We start from the raw sequence: 16,097 nt of genomic DNA, 5'->3' as shown, positions 1-16,097 counted from the left end.
GCGCGCGACGCGCGACTCGGCGCGCATAACGCATCGGATACCGATCAACTCGGCGGGGAATGCGGCATGCGCATTGCCCGTATCGCACCGGAAATGCATGGGTGTCCCGCGACGCGGCCGGTCGGCCGCGATGGGGCAGATGGAGCACAAGCACCCGATGGGGTTAGAAATGCAGCCCGAAGTATTCAGGCGCACCGGCGAAGAGTTGTGTGGTCGATGCAGGATTGGACAGCGCACGATGCCAGACGGTTTGATACAGGCCCGTCAGCCCGGCGTGAGGTCCGGTGACCATGCCGTCGTCGGATCGCGTCACCCCGGCATTCCCCAGCATGCCGCCGAGCGTGCCTCCGCTCACGACAATCGGATCCGACGCCCAGACGCCTGCATCCGTGAACACATCGTGCCACGGGGCCGGCGCGACACCGACGAGTGCCGGCGGCGGGGCGCCCGGCGGTGCGAATTCGGGCGCTCGGGCCGCACGCTTCATGCGTGCGGCCCGCGACAGCCGGACGCCATGCCAGGTGTGTGCGGCCGTGGTCTTCTTGCTCGCCGATGCCCCCGCATGACGCAGGGTGCCCGACGGATTCGCGGCATGTGCCGATGCCGGTATCCAGAAGCAACACAGCCACGCCAGCGCTAGCATGGCGCCCATGAGGCGAAAGAGCGACTTCGTCATGACATCCTCGTCCACATCGTCTTCTGTCTGCGGTCAATCCCGCCTGTCCCGAGCGATTCAGAGCAACTTTCGGACCACGATCCACAACCCATTGATTCTTAGACACTTCCATTTCCGTGACATGTGCGCTGCCGCGGCGATACCCACGAATTGTTTCATTTCAGAAACATCGGATGGCTACGCGTGACACGTCCGCATGCGATCGGCGCCGGCGATGCGGCAATCGCCGACTCCGGCCTCGGACGGCTCTGAAATCGGGGTGGCCCGCCGACGTCCCGAGCCGGTCTCTGGCACAATCGCTCATCGCCAGAAGCTGTGCTCGTCGACACGCTGCGCGCACTTGCGCTGCCACGGTTCGACGCGCGGCACGACCAACAGGAGTCAGCAATGCCCCAGTTCGATGTGGACCTTTTCGTAATCGGTGCCGGTTCGGGCGGTGTGCGCGCAGCACGCGTCGCGGCGCAATACGGCGCCCGTGTGAAAGTCGCGGAGGAGTTTCGCGTCGGCGGCACCTGCGTCATTCGCGGTTGTGTGCCGAAGAAGTTGCTCGTCTATGCGAGCCGTTTCGCCGACGAGTTCGAAGATGCCGCCGGTTTCGGCTGGCAAGTGCCCTCCCCCACGTTCGACTGGAAAACGCTCATTGCACGCAAGGACAGCGAAATCGCGCGGCTCGAAGGCATCTATCGAGCCAACCTCGAACGCGCGGGCGCCGAACTCGTCGAGGCGCGGGCCGTGGTCGAAGGTCCGAACACGGTCGTGCTGCCCGCCACGGGCGAGCGCATCACGGCGCGGCACATCCTGATCGCCACCGGGGGAAAACCGGCGGACCAGCCGCACTTCATTGGCCGCGAACATGCGATTTCGTCGAACGAAGTGTTCCATCTTGAATCGCTGCCCGAGCGCATCACGATCATCGGCGGCGGCTACATCGCGCTGGAGTTCGCGGGCGTGTTTGCCGGACTCGGCTCGAAGGTCACACTCGTGCATCGCGGCCCGCACCTGCTGCGCGGCTTCGACGACGACGTTCGCACCTCGCTCGAAGCCGCGTACCGCGACCGCGGTATCGAAATCCTGCTCGAGCGCACCGTGGCACGCGTCGACAAAGCGCCGGGCCAATTGCGCGTGACGATGTCAGACGGCAGCAAGCACGACACCGATGTGCTGCTCAGCGCCGCAGGACGCGTGCCTTACACGCAAGGTCTCGGCCTGGCCGCGAGCGGTGTGGCGCTCAATGAAAAGGGCGCGGTGATCGTCGATGAGTTCTCGCGCACCAACGTGCCGTCGATCTTCGCCGTGGGCGACGTCACCGACCGCGTCAACCTCACGCCGATGGCGATTCGCGAAGGACAGGCATTCGCCGACACGGTGTTCGGGGAGCGCACGACACGCGTCGATCACAAGCGGATTCCGACGGCCGTGTTCAGCACCCCCGAGATCGGTGTGGTGGGTCTCACCGAGAGCGAGGCGCGCGCCGATTATGCACAGCTTCAGGTGTACAAAGCGTCGTTCCGGCCCCTCAAGGCAACGCTGTCGGGCCGTCAGGAAAGGGTGCTGATGAAACTGCTCGTTGACGGCGCCACCGACAAGATCGTCGGCGCCCACATGGTAGGCGATCACGCCGGCGAACAGGTGCAGTTGCTCGGCGTAGCCCTGACGATGGGCGCCACGAAGGCCGACTTCGACCGCACGCTGGCGGTACATCCGACCGCCGCCGAAGAATGGGTGACCATGCGAACGCCGGTCGCGTGATTCGCTGGCGCGTCGCGTAGGTTGTCCAAGTCGCGGATGCGCGCGACGGTCCGTCGTGCGCATCAGAGGCTCTGATACCACACGCCAACGATGGCAATCGGCGTGAGCACGAGTAATAGCGCTCGCCACACAGGCACGAACCATTGCGCTCGCGTGCCATCGAGTACGGTGCGCGCCGTTGGCCAAATCCGTACGCCGACGAAGCATGCCACGCACAACCCGCCCGCGGGCATCAGCAGATTGACAGTCGCGTAGTCCATCAGCTCGAAAATCGTACGGTCGAAAATACGTATGTCCGACCACACACCGAACGACAATGCGGCGGGGGCGCCGAAGGCGAACGTGGCCACCAGCACCGCCGCCACGGCCGGTCCGCGGCGCCATTGATATTCGTCGATGAGAAATGCGACGACCGGCTCGAACAGCGAAACGGCGGACGTGAGTGCTGCAAACAGGAGCAGCAGGAAGAATGCGATCGCCACGAGATGGCCGAATGGCATCTGCGCGAAAATGGCGGGCATCGTGATGAAGGTCAGACCAGGCCCTGCGTTGGGCGCCACGCCGAACGCGAACACCGCTGGCAGAATCATCAGCCCGGCGAGGCAGCAGGCCAGCGTCGCAAGCGTCGCCACCCAAACGGCCGAACCGGCCAGGCGTGCGTCTTTGGGCAGATAGGAGCCGTAGACCACGATCATGCCCGCGCCGAGCGACAACGAGAAGAACGCCAAACCCAGCGCTTCGAGCAGCGTGGCACCGGATATGACGGAAAAGTCCGGCGTCAGGAACCAGGCAACACCGGCCATCGCGCCCGGCAGGGTGAGGGCGCGCGCGATGACCAGCAGCATCAGCAGGAACAGCGCGGGCATGAGCCACTTGCCTGCCCGTTCGATGCCCTTTTGCACACCCGCGGCAACAATGACGGTCGTCAGCCCGAGAAAGACCCCCATGCTGGTCAGCGACGCGACCGGATCCGCGATGAACGCCGCGAATTCGCCAACCAGACGCTCGGTGTCGTTGGCCAGCACCGTGCCGGTCATGGCCCGGACGAGATACGCCACCGTCCAGCCACCCACGACGACGTAAAACGACAGAATCGCGAACGCGTTGAATGTCGCAATGCGTCCGACCCAGGCCCAGCGGCGCCCGCCCAATTCACGCAGCGCCGTCGTGATCGACTTGCCCGTCAACCGGCCGATCGCCATTTCGGCAAGCAGCAGCCCGACGCCAAGCGTCAGCACGCAGCCCAGATATACCGCAAGGAACGCGCCACCGCCGTGCTTGCCCACCACGTAGGGGAATTTCCATACCGCGCCAAGTCCCACGGCAGAACCGGCCGCCGCGAGAATAAAGCCCAGCCGCGATCCCCAAGTGGCGCGGCCGGCGACGGCGAGCGCGTCGGGCGTGGCACACGCGGAGGCGACGGGCGGTACTACGGGCGTATCAGGCAAATGGGACACGGGGCTCCTCCGGAAACGGCCGTGCACGCCGTGTCAACCGGGGTCGACCGCAGCGCATCACGACACTTGTATGGAATGGCGTCAGGCAGATTACCGGCGTGGCACGACATCGACGTCGGGACGATGCGACTCAGAAGTGCCAGCGCACAACACCATCAGGGTGGCCGGAGAGTCTACGCGGGAAAAGGTGCAGACCGAATTAGGAAAGCGCCCAAAATGATTGGCGACGCCGGAGAACGGGCGTTCCCGGCGCAAGGCACGTCAGTGGCCCAGTGCGACTTCGCCGGCCGACGCGGAGCGTGTGCCCGGCGTTGGCGGATTACTCTCGCCGCGATACGCAAACACGACGGAGAATTTCGTGGTATCGCCCTCGTTGCGCCCGGCCGCGTGGAACAGACCGCTGTGAAACAACACGACATCGCCCTGCGCCAGGGCCACCTGCCGACCCCGTGCGACGAGCGGCTGATTGTCGGGCTCGTCGGGACGCAGGAAGTCCAGCGAATCGAGCTGGTGCGGCTGGAGTTGTTCGCGATGCGACCCGGGGATGAAGCGTAGCGCACCGTTCTCACGCGTTTCCGGCCCCAACGCCAGCCACACGGAGATCAGCGAATTCTGCGGGAATGACCAATACCGAATATCGCGATGCCAACCGGTCGCCGTGCCGAAATGGGGATGTTTGGTCATCACGCAATTGTGATGCGCGAGCGTGAGCACTACATCCTCGCCAAAGATTTGCGCGAGCGACTCGACCAGATCCGGACGCGTTGCCCAGCGACGCAGCGCATCGCCACGATCGTAGGCCTTGAGCAGACGACGAACGGTCTGGCCACCCTGCGCGTCACGCGATGCCGGTGCTCCTGCATAGCCCACATCGGCTTCGAACTCGAGCGGCAACGTGGCCGAGGCCAGTTGCGCGCGCGCGTCGGCCAGCATCGCCTCGCAGTCGGCCTGCGCCACATAGCGCGGGAGAATCAGATAACCGTCGTTACGGAAGGTTTCGAGTTGCGATGCGGTAAGCGCCATGATGGTCGGCGAAGCGGACAAGTAACTGCGCGTTGAGGGAAATTCGGTGGCGTAACGAAGTCGATCGGGACAACTGGCTCGGCAGGCTTTCCGAGACGGCGGACTCAGGCGGCGCGTTTGCGTCGTCGCGGCGGTAGTTCGGCGGCGGGCTTGCGCTCAAGGGCGAGTTCAGGCTGCGGCACGTCGGTGCCGGGCAGTGATGCTTGCGGATTTCCGACAGGGCGCGGCGTATCGACTACAGTGCGAAGTCGATCGAGTTCGCGCGTGAGCTTCGCCAACTGGTACTCGAGCTGACAATTTCGGCGGTACAACGTGCGCATCTTCTGGCTAAGCGCCTGCGTCTGCGTCCAGTACTCCGGATACATGACGAAACGCCCGTCCGGGCGCTCGACGACACCCAGTCCGCTCTGCCCCATCACATCGATGGTTTCCAGCGCGTAGCGTCGAACTTTTTTTACCGTACCTGCCGCCATTGAATTCCTACAGTCCCAGCCTGAGAGAGTCAGGCGCGGAATTTTGCCACGAATTCGCCCCGGCCGGGCGGCAAACCACCACCGGGCCGAGATTTATTTTCGGCCGCCAGCCCCGCCCGCGGGACCTGTCGAGTCACCCGATGTCGACTTGGGCGCCCGTTTTGGCTTGTCGATTTCGATGGAAACCGGGTCACTTGCCGGAAACGTCTCCTCAAGGGCTTCATCAAGGTCGCGTTCCACGACGTCCTCCGGCTCAGACTTCTGTTGGACCGGCTTGCGCGTCTGGGTATCGCTCATCAAGTCCTCCGCGGGTAAAGCCGCGCCGAAGCGCGACGGCAGCTCCCACTATACTGCGAGCGACATATCTTCGCCTGGAACCGGCCTCACCCGGCCGGCGTCAGCCGCTCACGATGGCGGACGAGCGCTTCACGCACCAGCACGTGCATCTCGGCCGAGACCGGCGTGTCGGCCAGTGCGAGGATCTCGGCGCGCATGCGTGGATCCCAGAACTTGTGCAGATGCGCGGCGACTTCATCCAGCGCTTCGTCGCGATCAGGTAACGATTCAAAGAAGTCCGCGATGCGATTGGCCATGCGCACGAGGTTATTACCGTCCATCAGGAAGCTCCTGCTCGTTTGTTGGCGTCAGGCGCTGGCGTCGAGCGCCGCCCCGCCGGTGTAGATCACGCACTGCTCCCCGCGCACGAAGCCGACCAGCGTCACGCCCGCCGCCGCTGCCGTTTGCACCGCGAGGGCCGTCGCCGCCGAAACGGCCGCGACCATCGGAATGCCGACCTGCGCGGCCTTTTGCACGATTTCGACGCTCGCACGACTCGTCATCAGCACAAAGCCGCGATTGAACGGCTGTCCGCTGCGCGCGAGCGCGCCGATCAGCTTGTCGAGCGCGTTGTGCCGGCCGACGTCTTCACGCAAGCAAAGTATCTCGCCCTGCGGCGAGCACCAGGCCGCGCCGTGCACGGCGCCCGTCACGCCGTTCAGCGGCTGATGGCGCGCCAGCCCGGCATACGCGGCGGCCAGCGCCGCGTGCGACACACGCAGCGGCGCACCGGCGGCCGGCAACGGCCGCAGAACCTGATCGAGACTTTCCGTGCCGCACAGTCCGCAGCCGGTGCGTCCCGTGAGATTGCGGCGCCGTTCCTTGAGTCCGGCAAACGCGCGCGACGAGACATCGAGATGCGCCGTCACACCCTGTGTCGTTGCCGTCACGTCAATGCCGTAGCACTCGCGCCGGTCGTTGAGAATGCCCTCTGACAACGCGAACCCCAAGGCAAAGTCGTCGACGTCTGCAGGCGTGGCGAGCATCACCACGTGGGAGATGCCATTGAACTCCAGCGCTACGGGCACTTCTTCGGCCAGTTCGTCGCTCGCCGACTGCCACGTCCCATGACGGAAGCGCCGCACGGCAACGGTCGCACTCGGCGCGAGACTGTCCGGGTCGAGCACGGCTGGCGCCGCGTCGCACACCGGCGCGACACGTCCGCCAACCGTCTCGTCGATCACGTCGGCATCGCCCGGCCCCGCACGCTCGCCCTGCGGTTCGCCTGCGGGCTGCCGGTCGTCCCGGTCACCTAATGGGTTGAACATCGTCAAACGCTGACTCCACGTCAATTCACCGAACGCGCCCTACTTCGCCGGTACCGGTTCGGAGGGCACATGGGCCGCATCGAGCAGCGCGAGCTGCGTGCGGTTGAAGGTTGAGTATTCCGACTGCCATGCGGAGGGCTGTACCACCGGCAGCACTTGCACGGCCGTCACCTTGTACTCGGGACAGTTGGTCGCCCAGTCCGAGTTGTCGGTCGTGATAACGTTTGCGCCCGACTCCGGGAAATGGAAGGTCGTGTACACCACGCCCGGCTGCATGCGCTCGCTGATGACCGCACGCAGCACTGTTTCGCCCGCGCGGCTGCGGATGCCGACCCAATCGTTGTCCTTGATGCCGCGATCCTCCGCATCGACCGGGTGAATTTCGAGCCGGTCTTCATCGTGCCAGGCCACGTTGTGCGTGCGACGTGTCTGCGCGCCGACATTGTATTGCGAGAGAATGCGCCCCGTGGTGAGCAGCAGTGGGTAGCGCGGCGTAACCTTCTCGTCCGTCGGCACATATCGGGTGATGATGAAGCGTCCCTTGCCGCGCACGAACGCATGCACGTGCATGATCGGCGTGCCGTCGGGCGCCTCGTCGTTACACGGCCATTGCAGACTGCCGGCTTCATCGAGACGCGCGTAGCTCACGCCGCTGAACGTCGGGGTCAATCGGGCGATCTCGTCCATGATCTGCGACGGATGCGTATAAGGCATGTCGTACCCCAGTCGCTTCGCCAGCGCGATCGTCACCTCCCAGTCCGCCATGCCCGGCAGCGGCGCCATCACCCGACGCACGCGCGAGATACGCCGCTCCGCATTCGTGAATGTGCCGTCCTTTTCGAGAAACGTCGTGCCCGGCAGCAGCACATGCGCGTACTTGGCCGTTTCGTTCAGGAAGATATCCTGCACGACGAGGCACTCCAGCGCCTCCATCGCCGCCGCCACGTGCTGCGTGTTCGGGTCGGACTGCACGATGTCCTCGCCCTGGCAGTAAAGCCCCTTGAAGCTGCCCTGCACCGCCGCGTCGAACATGTTCGGAATCCGCAGCCCCGGCTCGGCCTGCAGCGGGACGCCCCAAGCGGCCTCGAACGACTCGCGTACCAACGTATCGGAGACGTGGCGATAACCGGGCAGTTCATGGGGGAACGACCCCATGTCGCACGACCCTTGAACATTGTTCTGGCCGCGCAACGGGTTCACGCCAACGCCCTCGCGCCCGACATTCCCGGTGGCCATCGCCAGGTTGGCAATGCCCATGACCGCGGTCGACCCCTGAACGTGCTCGGTCACCCCCAGTCCGTAATAGATTGCCGCGTTGCCGCCCGTGGCGTACAAACGCGCCGCGCCGCGGATCTGCTCGGCGTCAACGCCGGTGACGACCGACACGGCTTCGGGAGAATTCTCCGGCAGCGCCACAAAGTCGCGCCATTGCGCGAAGGCACGGTCTTCACAGCGCTCGGCGATGAAGTCCTCGGCCAGCAGCCCTTCGGTAACGATCACATGCGCGAGGGCATTGACCATTGCCACGTTCGTTCCGGGGCGCAGCGGCAAGTGGAATGCGGCCTTCACGTGCGGCCCGTCGACGATGTCGATGCGCCGCGGATCGATCACGATCAGGTTCGCCCCCTCGCGCACACGACGCTTGAGTCGCGAGGCGAACACCGGATGCCCATCGGTCGGATTGGCGCCCATCACGAGAATCACGTCCGAGTGCTCGATCGACTTGAACGTCTGCGTGCCCGCCGACTCGCCGAGCGTCTGCTTGAGCCCGTAACCGGTCGGTGAATGACACACGCGCGCACAGGTGTCGACGTTGTTGTTACCGAACGCGGCACGCACCAGCTTCTGCACGAGATACGTCTCTTCGTTCGTGCAACGCGACGACGTGATGCCGCCAATGGCATCGCGCCCATACGTCGCCTGAATGCGCCGGAACTCCGACGCCGCGTAGTCCAGCGCCTCGTCCCACGACACCTCGCGCCACGGATCGGTAATCTTGCTGCGGATCATCGGCTTGGTGATGCGCTCCTTGTGCGTGGCGTATCCCCACGCAAAGCGCCCCTTCACGCAGGCGTGGCCCTCATTCGCCCCGCCATCCTTGTACGGGGTCATGCGAACGACTTCCCCGCCCTTCATTTCCGCCTTGAACGCGCAGCCCACGCCGCAGTACGCACACGTGGTAACCACCGCGTGCTCGGGCTGCCCCATCTCGATGACGCTTTTTTCCTGCAGCGTCGCCGTCGGGCAGGCCGATACGCACGCGCCGCACGACACGCACTCCGAATCCATGAACGGCTGATCCTGCCCGGCCGAAACCCGCGCCTCGAAGCCACGGCCGGAAATCGTCAGCGCAAACGTGCCCTGCGTTTCCTCGCACGCCCGCACACAACGGTTGCAGACGATGCATTTCGACGGGTCATACGTGAAATACGGATTCGACTCGTCCTTCGCGCTGTGAATATGGTTTTCGCCCTCGAAGCCGTAGCGCACCTCGCGCAGCCCCGTGACGCCCGCCATGTCCTGCAATTCGCAATCGCCGTTGGCCGCGCAGGTCAGGCAGTCGAGCGGGTGATCGGAGATGTAAAGCTCCATCACGTTGCGACGCAGATCCTGCAGCGCCGGCGACTGCGTGCGTACCTTCATGCCCGGCTCGACGGGTGTCGTACACGAGGCGGGAAATCCGCGCCGCCCCTCGATCTCGACCAGACACAAGCGGCAAGATCCGAACGGTTCGAGCGAATCCGTCGCACAGAGCTTGGGGATGTTGACGTCGCGGCCCGCCGCCGCCCGCATGATCGACGTGCCGGCCGGCACGGTTACGCGCTCGCCGTCGATTTCGAGGGTAATGCCGACATCGCTCTCACGCAGCGGCGTGCCCATGTCCAGGTCGTGGCCCGGGGTCACTGAGGTGCTCGGATGAATCATGTGTTCTCCTCCCTGCCTGACGCATGCGCGTCAGGCGGCTTCGGCGCGCCCGGCGCCATCGGGCAGACCGAAGTCGGCCGGGAAATGTTCGAGCGCCGAGCGCACCGGGAACGGCGTCATGCCGCCCATCGCGCACAGCGACCCTGCCACCATCGTGTCGCACAGATCACGCAGCAGTGTTACCTGACGCACGGAGGTGTCCCCGCGTCGGATCTGGTCGATCACCTCGACTCCGCGCGTCGCACCAATGCGGCACGGCGTACATTTGCCGCACGACTCGTGCGCACAGAACTGCATCGCGTAACTCGCCAACGCCGCGAGGTCGGCCGTGTCGTCGTGGACGACCACCCCGCCGTGACCGACGACCGCGCCAAGCGAGGCATACGCCTCGTAATCCATCGGCACGTCCCACTGCGCGCTTGGCAGATACGCCCCGAGCGGGCCCCCGACCTGAATGGCCTTGGCAGGGCGCCCGCTGGCCGTCCCGCCGCCGAACTCGTCGAGCAGCGTGCGCAGCGTCACGCCGAACGCCAGCTCCACCAGTCCGCCGCGACGCACGTTGCCCGCGAGTTGTACCGCCAGCGTGCCTTGCGAGCGGCCCATGCCGAACTCGCGATAGGCGTCGGCGCCGTGCGCGAAGATGAACGGCACGCTCGCGAGGGTTACGACGTTGTTGACGAGTGTCGGCTGCCCGAAGAGTCCGGCCACCGCGGGAATCGGCGGTTTCGCCCGGACCACGCCGCGCTTGCCTTCCAGGCTTTCGAGCAACGCCGTTTCCTCGCCGCAGATATAAGCGCCCGCCGCCTTGGCGACGCGCAACTCGCAAGCGCGTCCCGAGCCCAGCACGTCCGGGCCGAGCCAGCCTTCCCGGCGCGCGACGGCAATCGCCGACTCGAGTGCCGCAATGGCATGCGGATACTCGCTGCGCACGTAGATGATGCCCTCGCTCGCCCCCACGCAGAGCGCTGCGATGGCCATCCCTTCGATGAGAACGAACGGATCGCTCTCCATGATGAGCCGATCGGCAAATGTGCCCGAGTCGCCTTCGTCGGCATTGCAGACGACGTATTTGGTTGCCGCCTGGGCGCGGCTGACGGTTTGCCACTTGATGCCCGCCGGAAACGCCGCGCCGCCGCGTCCACGCAGGCCCGAGTCGAGCACGGTCTGGCACCCTGCGGCCGCGTCGAGCGCCAGGCATGCGCGCAGTCCGACCAGGCCACCGTGCGCTTCATAGTCCACCGGGCTGAGCGGGTCGGTCACGCCAATGCGCGCGAACGTCAGGCGCTGTTGCCGCGCCAGATACGGAATCGCATCGACCCGACCGACGCAGGCAGGCATGGGGGCGCCCCAACTCCCGTCGGGATTGTCCGCGGGAACCTCGCGCTCGGCGTCCTGAACAGCACATGCGGGCCAGCCGCTATCGAACAAGGCGGCGACCTGAGCGGCCTGCACGTTGCTGTACCCGATGCGCCCGGCGGGGGTCTCCACTTCGACGAGGGGTTCGAGCCAAAACAGCCCACGAGAGCCATTGCGCACGATATCGACGGCAATGCCTCGCTGGGTGGCTTCCGTTGCCACAGCGGCGGCGACCCGGTCCGCGCCCAAGGCGAGCGCAGCGGAATCGCGCGGGATATACACGCGGTACGGACCGCGCTTCGAAGACTCAGACATGGTCACCTGCCTTGCGCGCCGGCAGCAGCGCATCGAAGCGCGCCGGACTCACGCGCGCGTGCAGTTCGCCGTTGATCATCACGGCCGGGGACAACGCACATTGCCCGAGGCAATACACCGATTCGACGCCGACGCCGCGACACGGCGCGCCGTCCACGGGTGCGCCGGTAGACGCCTCGATATGGGCCACGAGCGCTTCGCCACCCCGACTGCGACAGGCCTCCGCGCGGCAGACCTGCACCACGATCGGGGGCGGCGGCGCGCTGCGGAAGTGATGATAGAAGGTAATCACGCCATGTACTTCGGCGCGAGAAAGATTCAGCGCGGCGGCGATCGCCGGCACATGGGCGGGGTCGACGTAACCGTCGCTGTCCTGCAGGGCATGCAACAGCGGCAACAACTCGTGCGCACGGCCGGCGTGGCGAGCCAGCAGCGGCGCGAGCGTCGCGTGAGGGGTGGACACCATCTCGTATGTCTCCTGGGGCGAAACGGCGCCTCATATGTTCTACGTTGCATATGATGGCGGCGCGTTTCTGGGGGCTCGACAGTTAGGACATTAGTCCAAACGTCCCCTCCCAACAAGCCTCGTGGAAACACCGATAGCTTGCGTTGCTCGCTTTTCCCACGCTCGCTGCACAGCAGCATGCCAAAGCCGCATGAACCGCGCCGGCTGGCCGTTCGACGCGACCGATGCTCGGGCGCAACATATGCATATCATTGCATATTATTTTTCAACCCAACGAGGGAAACGCCTCAGACAGCGGGGCGATGCTACCGGTCGCCGCCTCGCTGTAGCCGGGGATGGCATGCACCGCCTGCCGATACGCGTCGCTTTGCAGAATTTCCAGCAGCGCCCGCAAATGCGCGGACTCGCTGCCGGTCTCGGGAAACATCAGGCAATAGCGCTCCGTCAGGATTGGCAGGAAATCGAGCCCGAACTGGCTTGCCGCTGCCTCGATGGCGAGACCCGTGTCGGCGCGTCCGCTGGCGATGTACGCCGCCACGGCGGCGTGCGTGAACTCGATGTTCTCCGCGCCCGCCACGGCAGCCGGATCGATCCCCTCACGCGCGAGCAGCAGATCGAAGATGATTCGGGTGCCGGATCCGCGCTCCCGGTTCGCGAAGCGCGCCCCCGTGCGCGGCAGGTCGGCCAGCGTATGAATGCCGAGCGGATTGCCGCGTGCAACGAGCAACCCGAGACGGCGCGAAGCGACGTCGGCCACCCGATACGACTTGCCCTTGAGCAAGGGCCCATAGTGATCGAGCACCGGTTCTGCAAGCGCGCCGATCGGCACGTGAAAACTCGCGACCTCGCACTCGTGCTTCGCGAGCGCGGCAATCGCTTCGATGCTGCCGCGATAGCTCACTTCGATGGGCAGGCCCGCGCGCCCCGCGAAATCGACCAGCGCCGCGATCGCCAGCCCATGACTGGCAAACAGCCGCAGTTGGTCGCTGTCCTGCAACAGCAGATCGTCAAGCTCGGTCTGCAACTCCGACGCCATCGTCTCCAGCAGGGGGCCGAGCCTAGCCTGCAGGCGCTTTTGCCCCCACAGCAGCCGCTGAGCAAGCGGCGTGAGCACCGCGCCACGGCCACGCGCCATCGTCAGCAAGGGCGCCCCCATGAGCGCCTCGACTTCCTTCACGTGGCCCCACGCACCTCGATACGATTGCCCGAGCGCTTGGCTGGCCGCCTGCAGGTTGCCGTGCGCCTGCACCTCGGCGAGTAGCGACAGCACCTTGTCGAGCGGAAGATCGTTGCCGTCGTGGTGAAACCGGAGTTGCGGGGCGATCGATATCTGCTTCATTGACTCACCTTATATGCTATTAATTGCATAAATCAGTTTATGCAATATCCTGATAAGATGCCTGAAAACGTCGAATTCATGGGGCTTTCCAGATCGACGTCGGCACCCAAATACCGTTGCAACATCGTTAAATTATGCATCATTTTGCCTATTTAACGTTAACCGTTTGTCTATGGCCGAAGCATTCCCCAGATGCCGACGCGCCGCGCCACCTCTTCTCGTCAGAAAACGCACCATGTCCGCCTCGAAAATCGCCCCTTACGATCGCCCCGCCGGCGGCTGGGGAGCCCTCAAGAACGTTGCCATTCAACTTGTCACCCAAGGCATTCCGTTCAAAGGCGCCCGCACACTGCTCAGCGCAAACCAACCCAGCGGCTTCGATTGCCCGGGCTGCGCGTGGCCGGATCGCGAACACGCCTCGACGTTCGAATTCTGCGAAAACGGGGCCAAGGCGGTCGCCGCCGAAGCCACCAAGCGCCGCGTCACCCCTGACTTTTTTGCCGAGCACAGTGTGACCGACTTGCTCGCGCTGGACGATTACACGCTCGAAGGCTACGGCCGTCTCACGCACCCCATGCGCTACGATGCCGCCACCGACCGCTATGCACCGATCGCCTGGACCGACGCCTTCGCGTTGATCGGCGAGCACTTGCGCGCCCTGCCCGACCCCGATCAGGCAGCGTTCTATACGTCCGGTCGCACCAGCAACGAAGCCGCGTTCCTTTATCAGCTCTTCGTGCGCCAGTACGGCACGAACAATTTTCCCGACTGCTCGAACATGTGTCACGAGCCGACGAGCGTTGGCCTGCCGCCCACGATCGGCATCGGCAAGGGCACCGTTACCCTCGACGACTTCGAACAGGCCGATACGCTGCTGCTGTTCGGCCAGAACCCGGGCACCAATCATCCGCGCATGCTCGGTGAGTTGCGCGAGGCAGCCCGGCGCGGCGCGACCATCGTGTCGGTCAATCTGCTGCACGAACGCGGATTGGAACGCTTTGCCGACCCGCAAAGTCCGGCCGAAATGCTGAGCCTCGGCGGCACCGCGATCAGCAGTCATTACGTCACGCCGGCGTGCGGCGGCGACTTTGCATTCGTGAAGGGCGTCATCAAGCGCGTGCTGGAGCGCGACGCCCTTGCGCGCGCCAATGGCGAATCCGCGCTGCTCGACGATGCCTTCATCGCGGAACACACACACGGTTTCGACGATTTCGCCGCCGACGTACGCAGCGAACGCTGGGACGATCTCACGCGCGCTTCCGGTGTCTCGCAAGCCCAGATGTGCCAGATTGCCGACGTCTATCTGCGCGGCGAGCGCGTCATTGCGACGTGGGGCATGGGCATTACGCAGCACAAACACGCCGTGGCGACCATTCAGATGATCGTCAACCTGATGCTCCTGCGCGGCAACATCGGACGCCCGGGGGCGGGTCTGTGTCCCGTGCGCGGTCACAGCAACGTGCAGGGCGACCGTACCGTCGGCATCAACGAAAAGCCGTCGGCCGCCTTCCTTGACCGGCTTGGCCAAGCGTTCGCGTTTGCGCCGCCGCGACGCGACGGGTTGAGCGTCGTCGATACGATCTCGGCCATGCGCGACGGCCGCGTCAAGGTCTTCATCGGCATGGGCGGCAACTTCGCGATGGCCACACCCGACACGCCGCGCACCTGGGAGGGGCTTCGCCAGTGCGACCTGACTGTACACGTGGCGACAAAGCTCAATCGCAGCCACCTCGTCCATGGGCGCGATGCACTGATCCTGCCGTGTCTGGGCCGCACCGAAATCGACATGCAGCAAGGGGCGGTGCAAGGCGTCACGGTGGAAGATTCGATGAGCATGGTGCACCTGTCGTATGGCATCAACGCCCCGGCGTCCGAGCATCTGCGTTCCGAACCGGCCATTGTCGCGGGCATCGCGCAGGCAACGATGGGCCGCGCGCTCGGCGGTGTCGAAGATTGGCACTGGTACGTGGAGGACTACGATCGCATTCGCGACGCCATGGCCGCCACCTTTGATGACTTTGCGGACTTCAATCGTCGCGTGCGCCATCCGGGGGGCTTCCGGCTGCCCGTGCCGCCGTCAACGCGTCAGTGGCTGACCGCCAACGCGCGCGCCAACTTCACGACACACCCGCTGCCGCACGAGATGCCGATCGACGTGGCACGGCGCCAGGCGGGTGAGCGTGGCGCCGATGTGCTGCAACTGGCCACGATTCGCTCCCACGATCAATACAACACCACAATCTACGGCCTGAACGACCGATATCGTGGGGTGTTCGGACAGCGCCGCGTTGTCTTCGCCAACTCGGAAGATCTGGATGCGCGAGGCTTTCGTGCAGGCGAGCACGTTGACCTCGTGGGTGTCTGGCACGACGGCATTGCGCGTCGCGCCGATGATTTCCTGCTCGTTGCCTACGACATTCCGCGTGGCTGCATCGCGGCATACTACCCCGAGACCAACGGACTGGTGCCGCTCGACGCCATCGCTGAGGGTGCTGGGACGCCGACCTCCAAGTCGATCCCGGTGTTGCTGGAGCGCCGCCCGGCCTGATGAGGCGAGGCGGCCCGACGCTTGCCGCTCGACGCCTGACGCCTGACGCCTGACGCCTGACGCCTGACGCCTGACGCTTGGCGCTTGGCGTTTGGCGTTTGGCGCCCGACGCTTGCCACCTGCCACCTGCCACCTGACGTGTGCTCAGGCGCGGCACCCCATTTCC

Annotated in this window: 12 protein-coding genes and 2 pseudogenes; 2 read left to right on the top strand and 12 right to left on the bottom strand. The window is 65.1% G+C overall.

What is annotated here, in order from left to right:
* Nucleotides 1-163 precede the first annotated feature (163 nt).
* Nucleotides 164-676 carry a hypothetical protein gene (locus tag PCE31106_RS15335; RefSeq protein ID WP_150563860.1) on the bottom strand — a complete coding sequence of 171 codons (513 nt, stop codon included), beginning with the start codon at nt 674-676 and terminating at the stop codon, nt 164-166.
* A gap of 387 nt (nt 677-1,063) precedes the next feature.
* On the opposite strand from PCE31106_RS15335, the gene gor reads away from it, so the two are divergent.
* Nucleotides 1,064-2,425, top strand: coding sequence for a glutathione-disulfide reductase (gor, locus tag PCE31106_RS15330; protein ID WP_150563859.1), 1,362 nt, complete (start codon nt 1,064-1,066; stop codon nt 2,423-2,425).
* Nucleotides 2,426-2,487: 62 nt separating this feature from the next.
* Here the strand turns inward: gor and PCE31106_RS15325 are convergent, their stop codons facing one another.
* The 11 genes and pseudogenes from PCE31106_RS15325 to PCE31106_RS15280 form a co-directional block, all read right to left on the bottom strand.
* Nucleotides 2,488-3,882 (bottom strand): sodium-dependent transporter, encoded by a 1,395-nt coding sequence (locus tag PCE31106_RS15325; RefSeq protein WP_254441081.1) that lies wholly within the window; start codon nt 3,880-3,882, stop codon nt 2,488-2,490.
* 261 nt (nt 3,883-4,143) lie between these two features.
* The gene (locus PCE31106_RS15320; protein ID WP_039830415.1) at nt 4,144-4,905 is read right to left on the bottom strand and encodes a phytanoyl-CoA dioxygenase family protein; all 762 of its coding nucleotides are present in this window, start codon (nt 4,903-4,905) and stop codon (nt 4,144-4,146) included.
* Between the two features lie 104 nt (nt 4,906-5,009).
* Complete coding sequence (locus PCE31106_RS15315) at nt 5,010-5,378, bottom strand: hypothetical protein (RefSeq protein WP_017234319.1); 369 nt, start codon at nt 5,376-5,378, stop codon at nt 5,010-5,012.
* A gap of 93 nt (nt 5,379-5,471) precedes the next feature.
* Nucleotides 5,472-5,675 carry a hypothetical protein gene (locus PCE31106_RS15310; RefSeq protein ID WP_017234318.1) on the bottom strand — a complete coding sequence of 68 codons (204 nt, stop codon included), beginning with the start codon at nt 5,673-5,675 and terminating at the stop codon, nt 5,472-5,474.
* An 86-nt stretch (nt 5,676-5,761) separates the two neighbouring features.
* The gene (locus tag PCE31106_RS15305) at nt 5,762-5,995 is read right to left on the bottom strand and encodes a formate dehydrogenase subunit delta (protein ID WP_017234317.1); all 234 of its coding nucleotides are present in this window, start codon (nt 5,993-5,995) and stop codon (nt 5,762-5,764) included.
* Between the two features lie 27 nt (nt 5,996-6,022).
* A complete protein-coding gene (fdhD, locus tag PCE31106_RS15300) occupies nt 6,023-6,988 on the bottom strand; it encodes a formate dehydrogenase accessory sulfurtransferase FdhD (protein ID WP_174975212.1) in 966 nt (321 codons plus the stop codon).
* A gap of 33 nt (nt 6,989-7,021) precedes the next feature.
* Nucleotides 7,022-9,907 (bottom strand): formate dehydrogenase subunit alpha, encoded by a 2,886-nt coding sequence (fdhF, locus tag PCE31106_RS15295; RefSeq protein ID WP_150563858.1) that lies wholly within the window; start codon nt 9,905-9,907, stop codon nt 7,022-7,024.
* 30 nt (nt 9,908-9,937) lie between these two features.
* Nucleotides 9,938-11,242, bottom strand: a pseudogene (locus PCE31106_RS15290) (complex I 51 kDa subunit family protein); the annotation flags it as partial.
* 74 nt (nt 11,243-11,316) lie between these two features.
* A pseudogene (locus tag PCE31106_RS24640) lies at nt 11,317-11,578 on the bottom strand (formate dehydrogenase); the annotation flags it as partial.
* Nucleotides 11,571-12,044 (bottom strand): NAD(P)H-dependent oxidoreductase subunit E, encoded by a 474-nt coding sequence (locus PCE31106_RS15285; protein ID WP_017234313.1) that lies wholly within the window; start codon nt 12,042-12,044, stop codon nt 11,571-11,573. The gene PCE31106_RS15285 and the pseudogene PCE31106_RS24640, both read right to left, overlap by 8 nt.
* Nucleotides 12,045-12,309: 265 nt before the next feature.
* A complete protein-coding gene (locus PCE31106_RS15280; protein WP_150563856.1) occupies nt 12,310-13,383 on the bottom strand; it encodes a substrate-binding domain-containing protein in 1,074 nt (357 codons plus the stop codon).
* Nucleotides 13,384-13,618: 235 nt separating this feature from the next.
* Here PCE31106_RS15280 and PCE31106_RS15275 point away from each other — a divergent pair, with 235 nt between their 5' ends.
* A complete protein-coding gene (locus PCE31106_RS15275; RefSeq protein ID WP_150563855.1) occupies nt 13,619-15,931 on the top strand; it encodes an FdhF/YdeP family oxidoreductase in 2,313 nt (770 codons plus the stop codon).
* Nucleotides 15,932-16,097 lie beyond the last annotated feature (166 nt).

The sequence above is a fragment of the Pandoraea cepalis genome (assembly GCF_902459665.1).
GTDB classification, from domain to species: Bacteria; Pseudomonadota; Gammaproteobacteria; order Burkholderiales; family Burkholderiaceae; genus Pandoraea; species Pandoraea cepalis.
The sequence above is the reverse complement of the archived record's forward strand: the minus strand, read 5'-3'. Positions and strand labels throughout refer to the sequence as shown.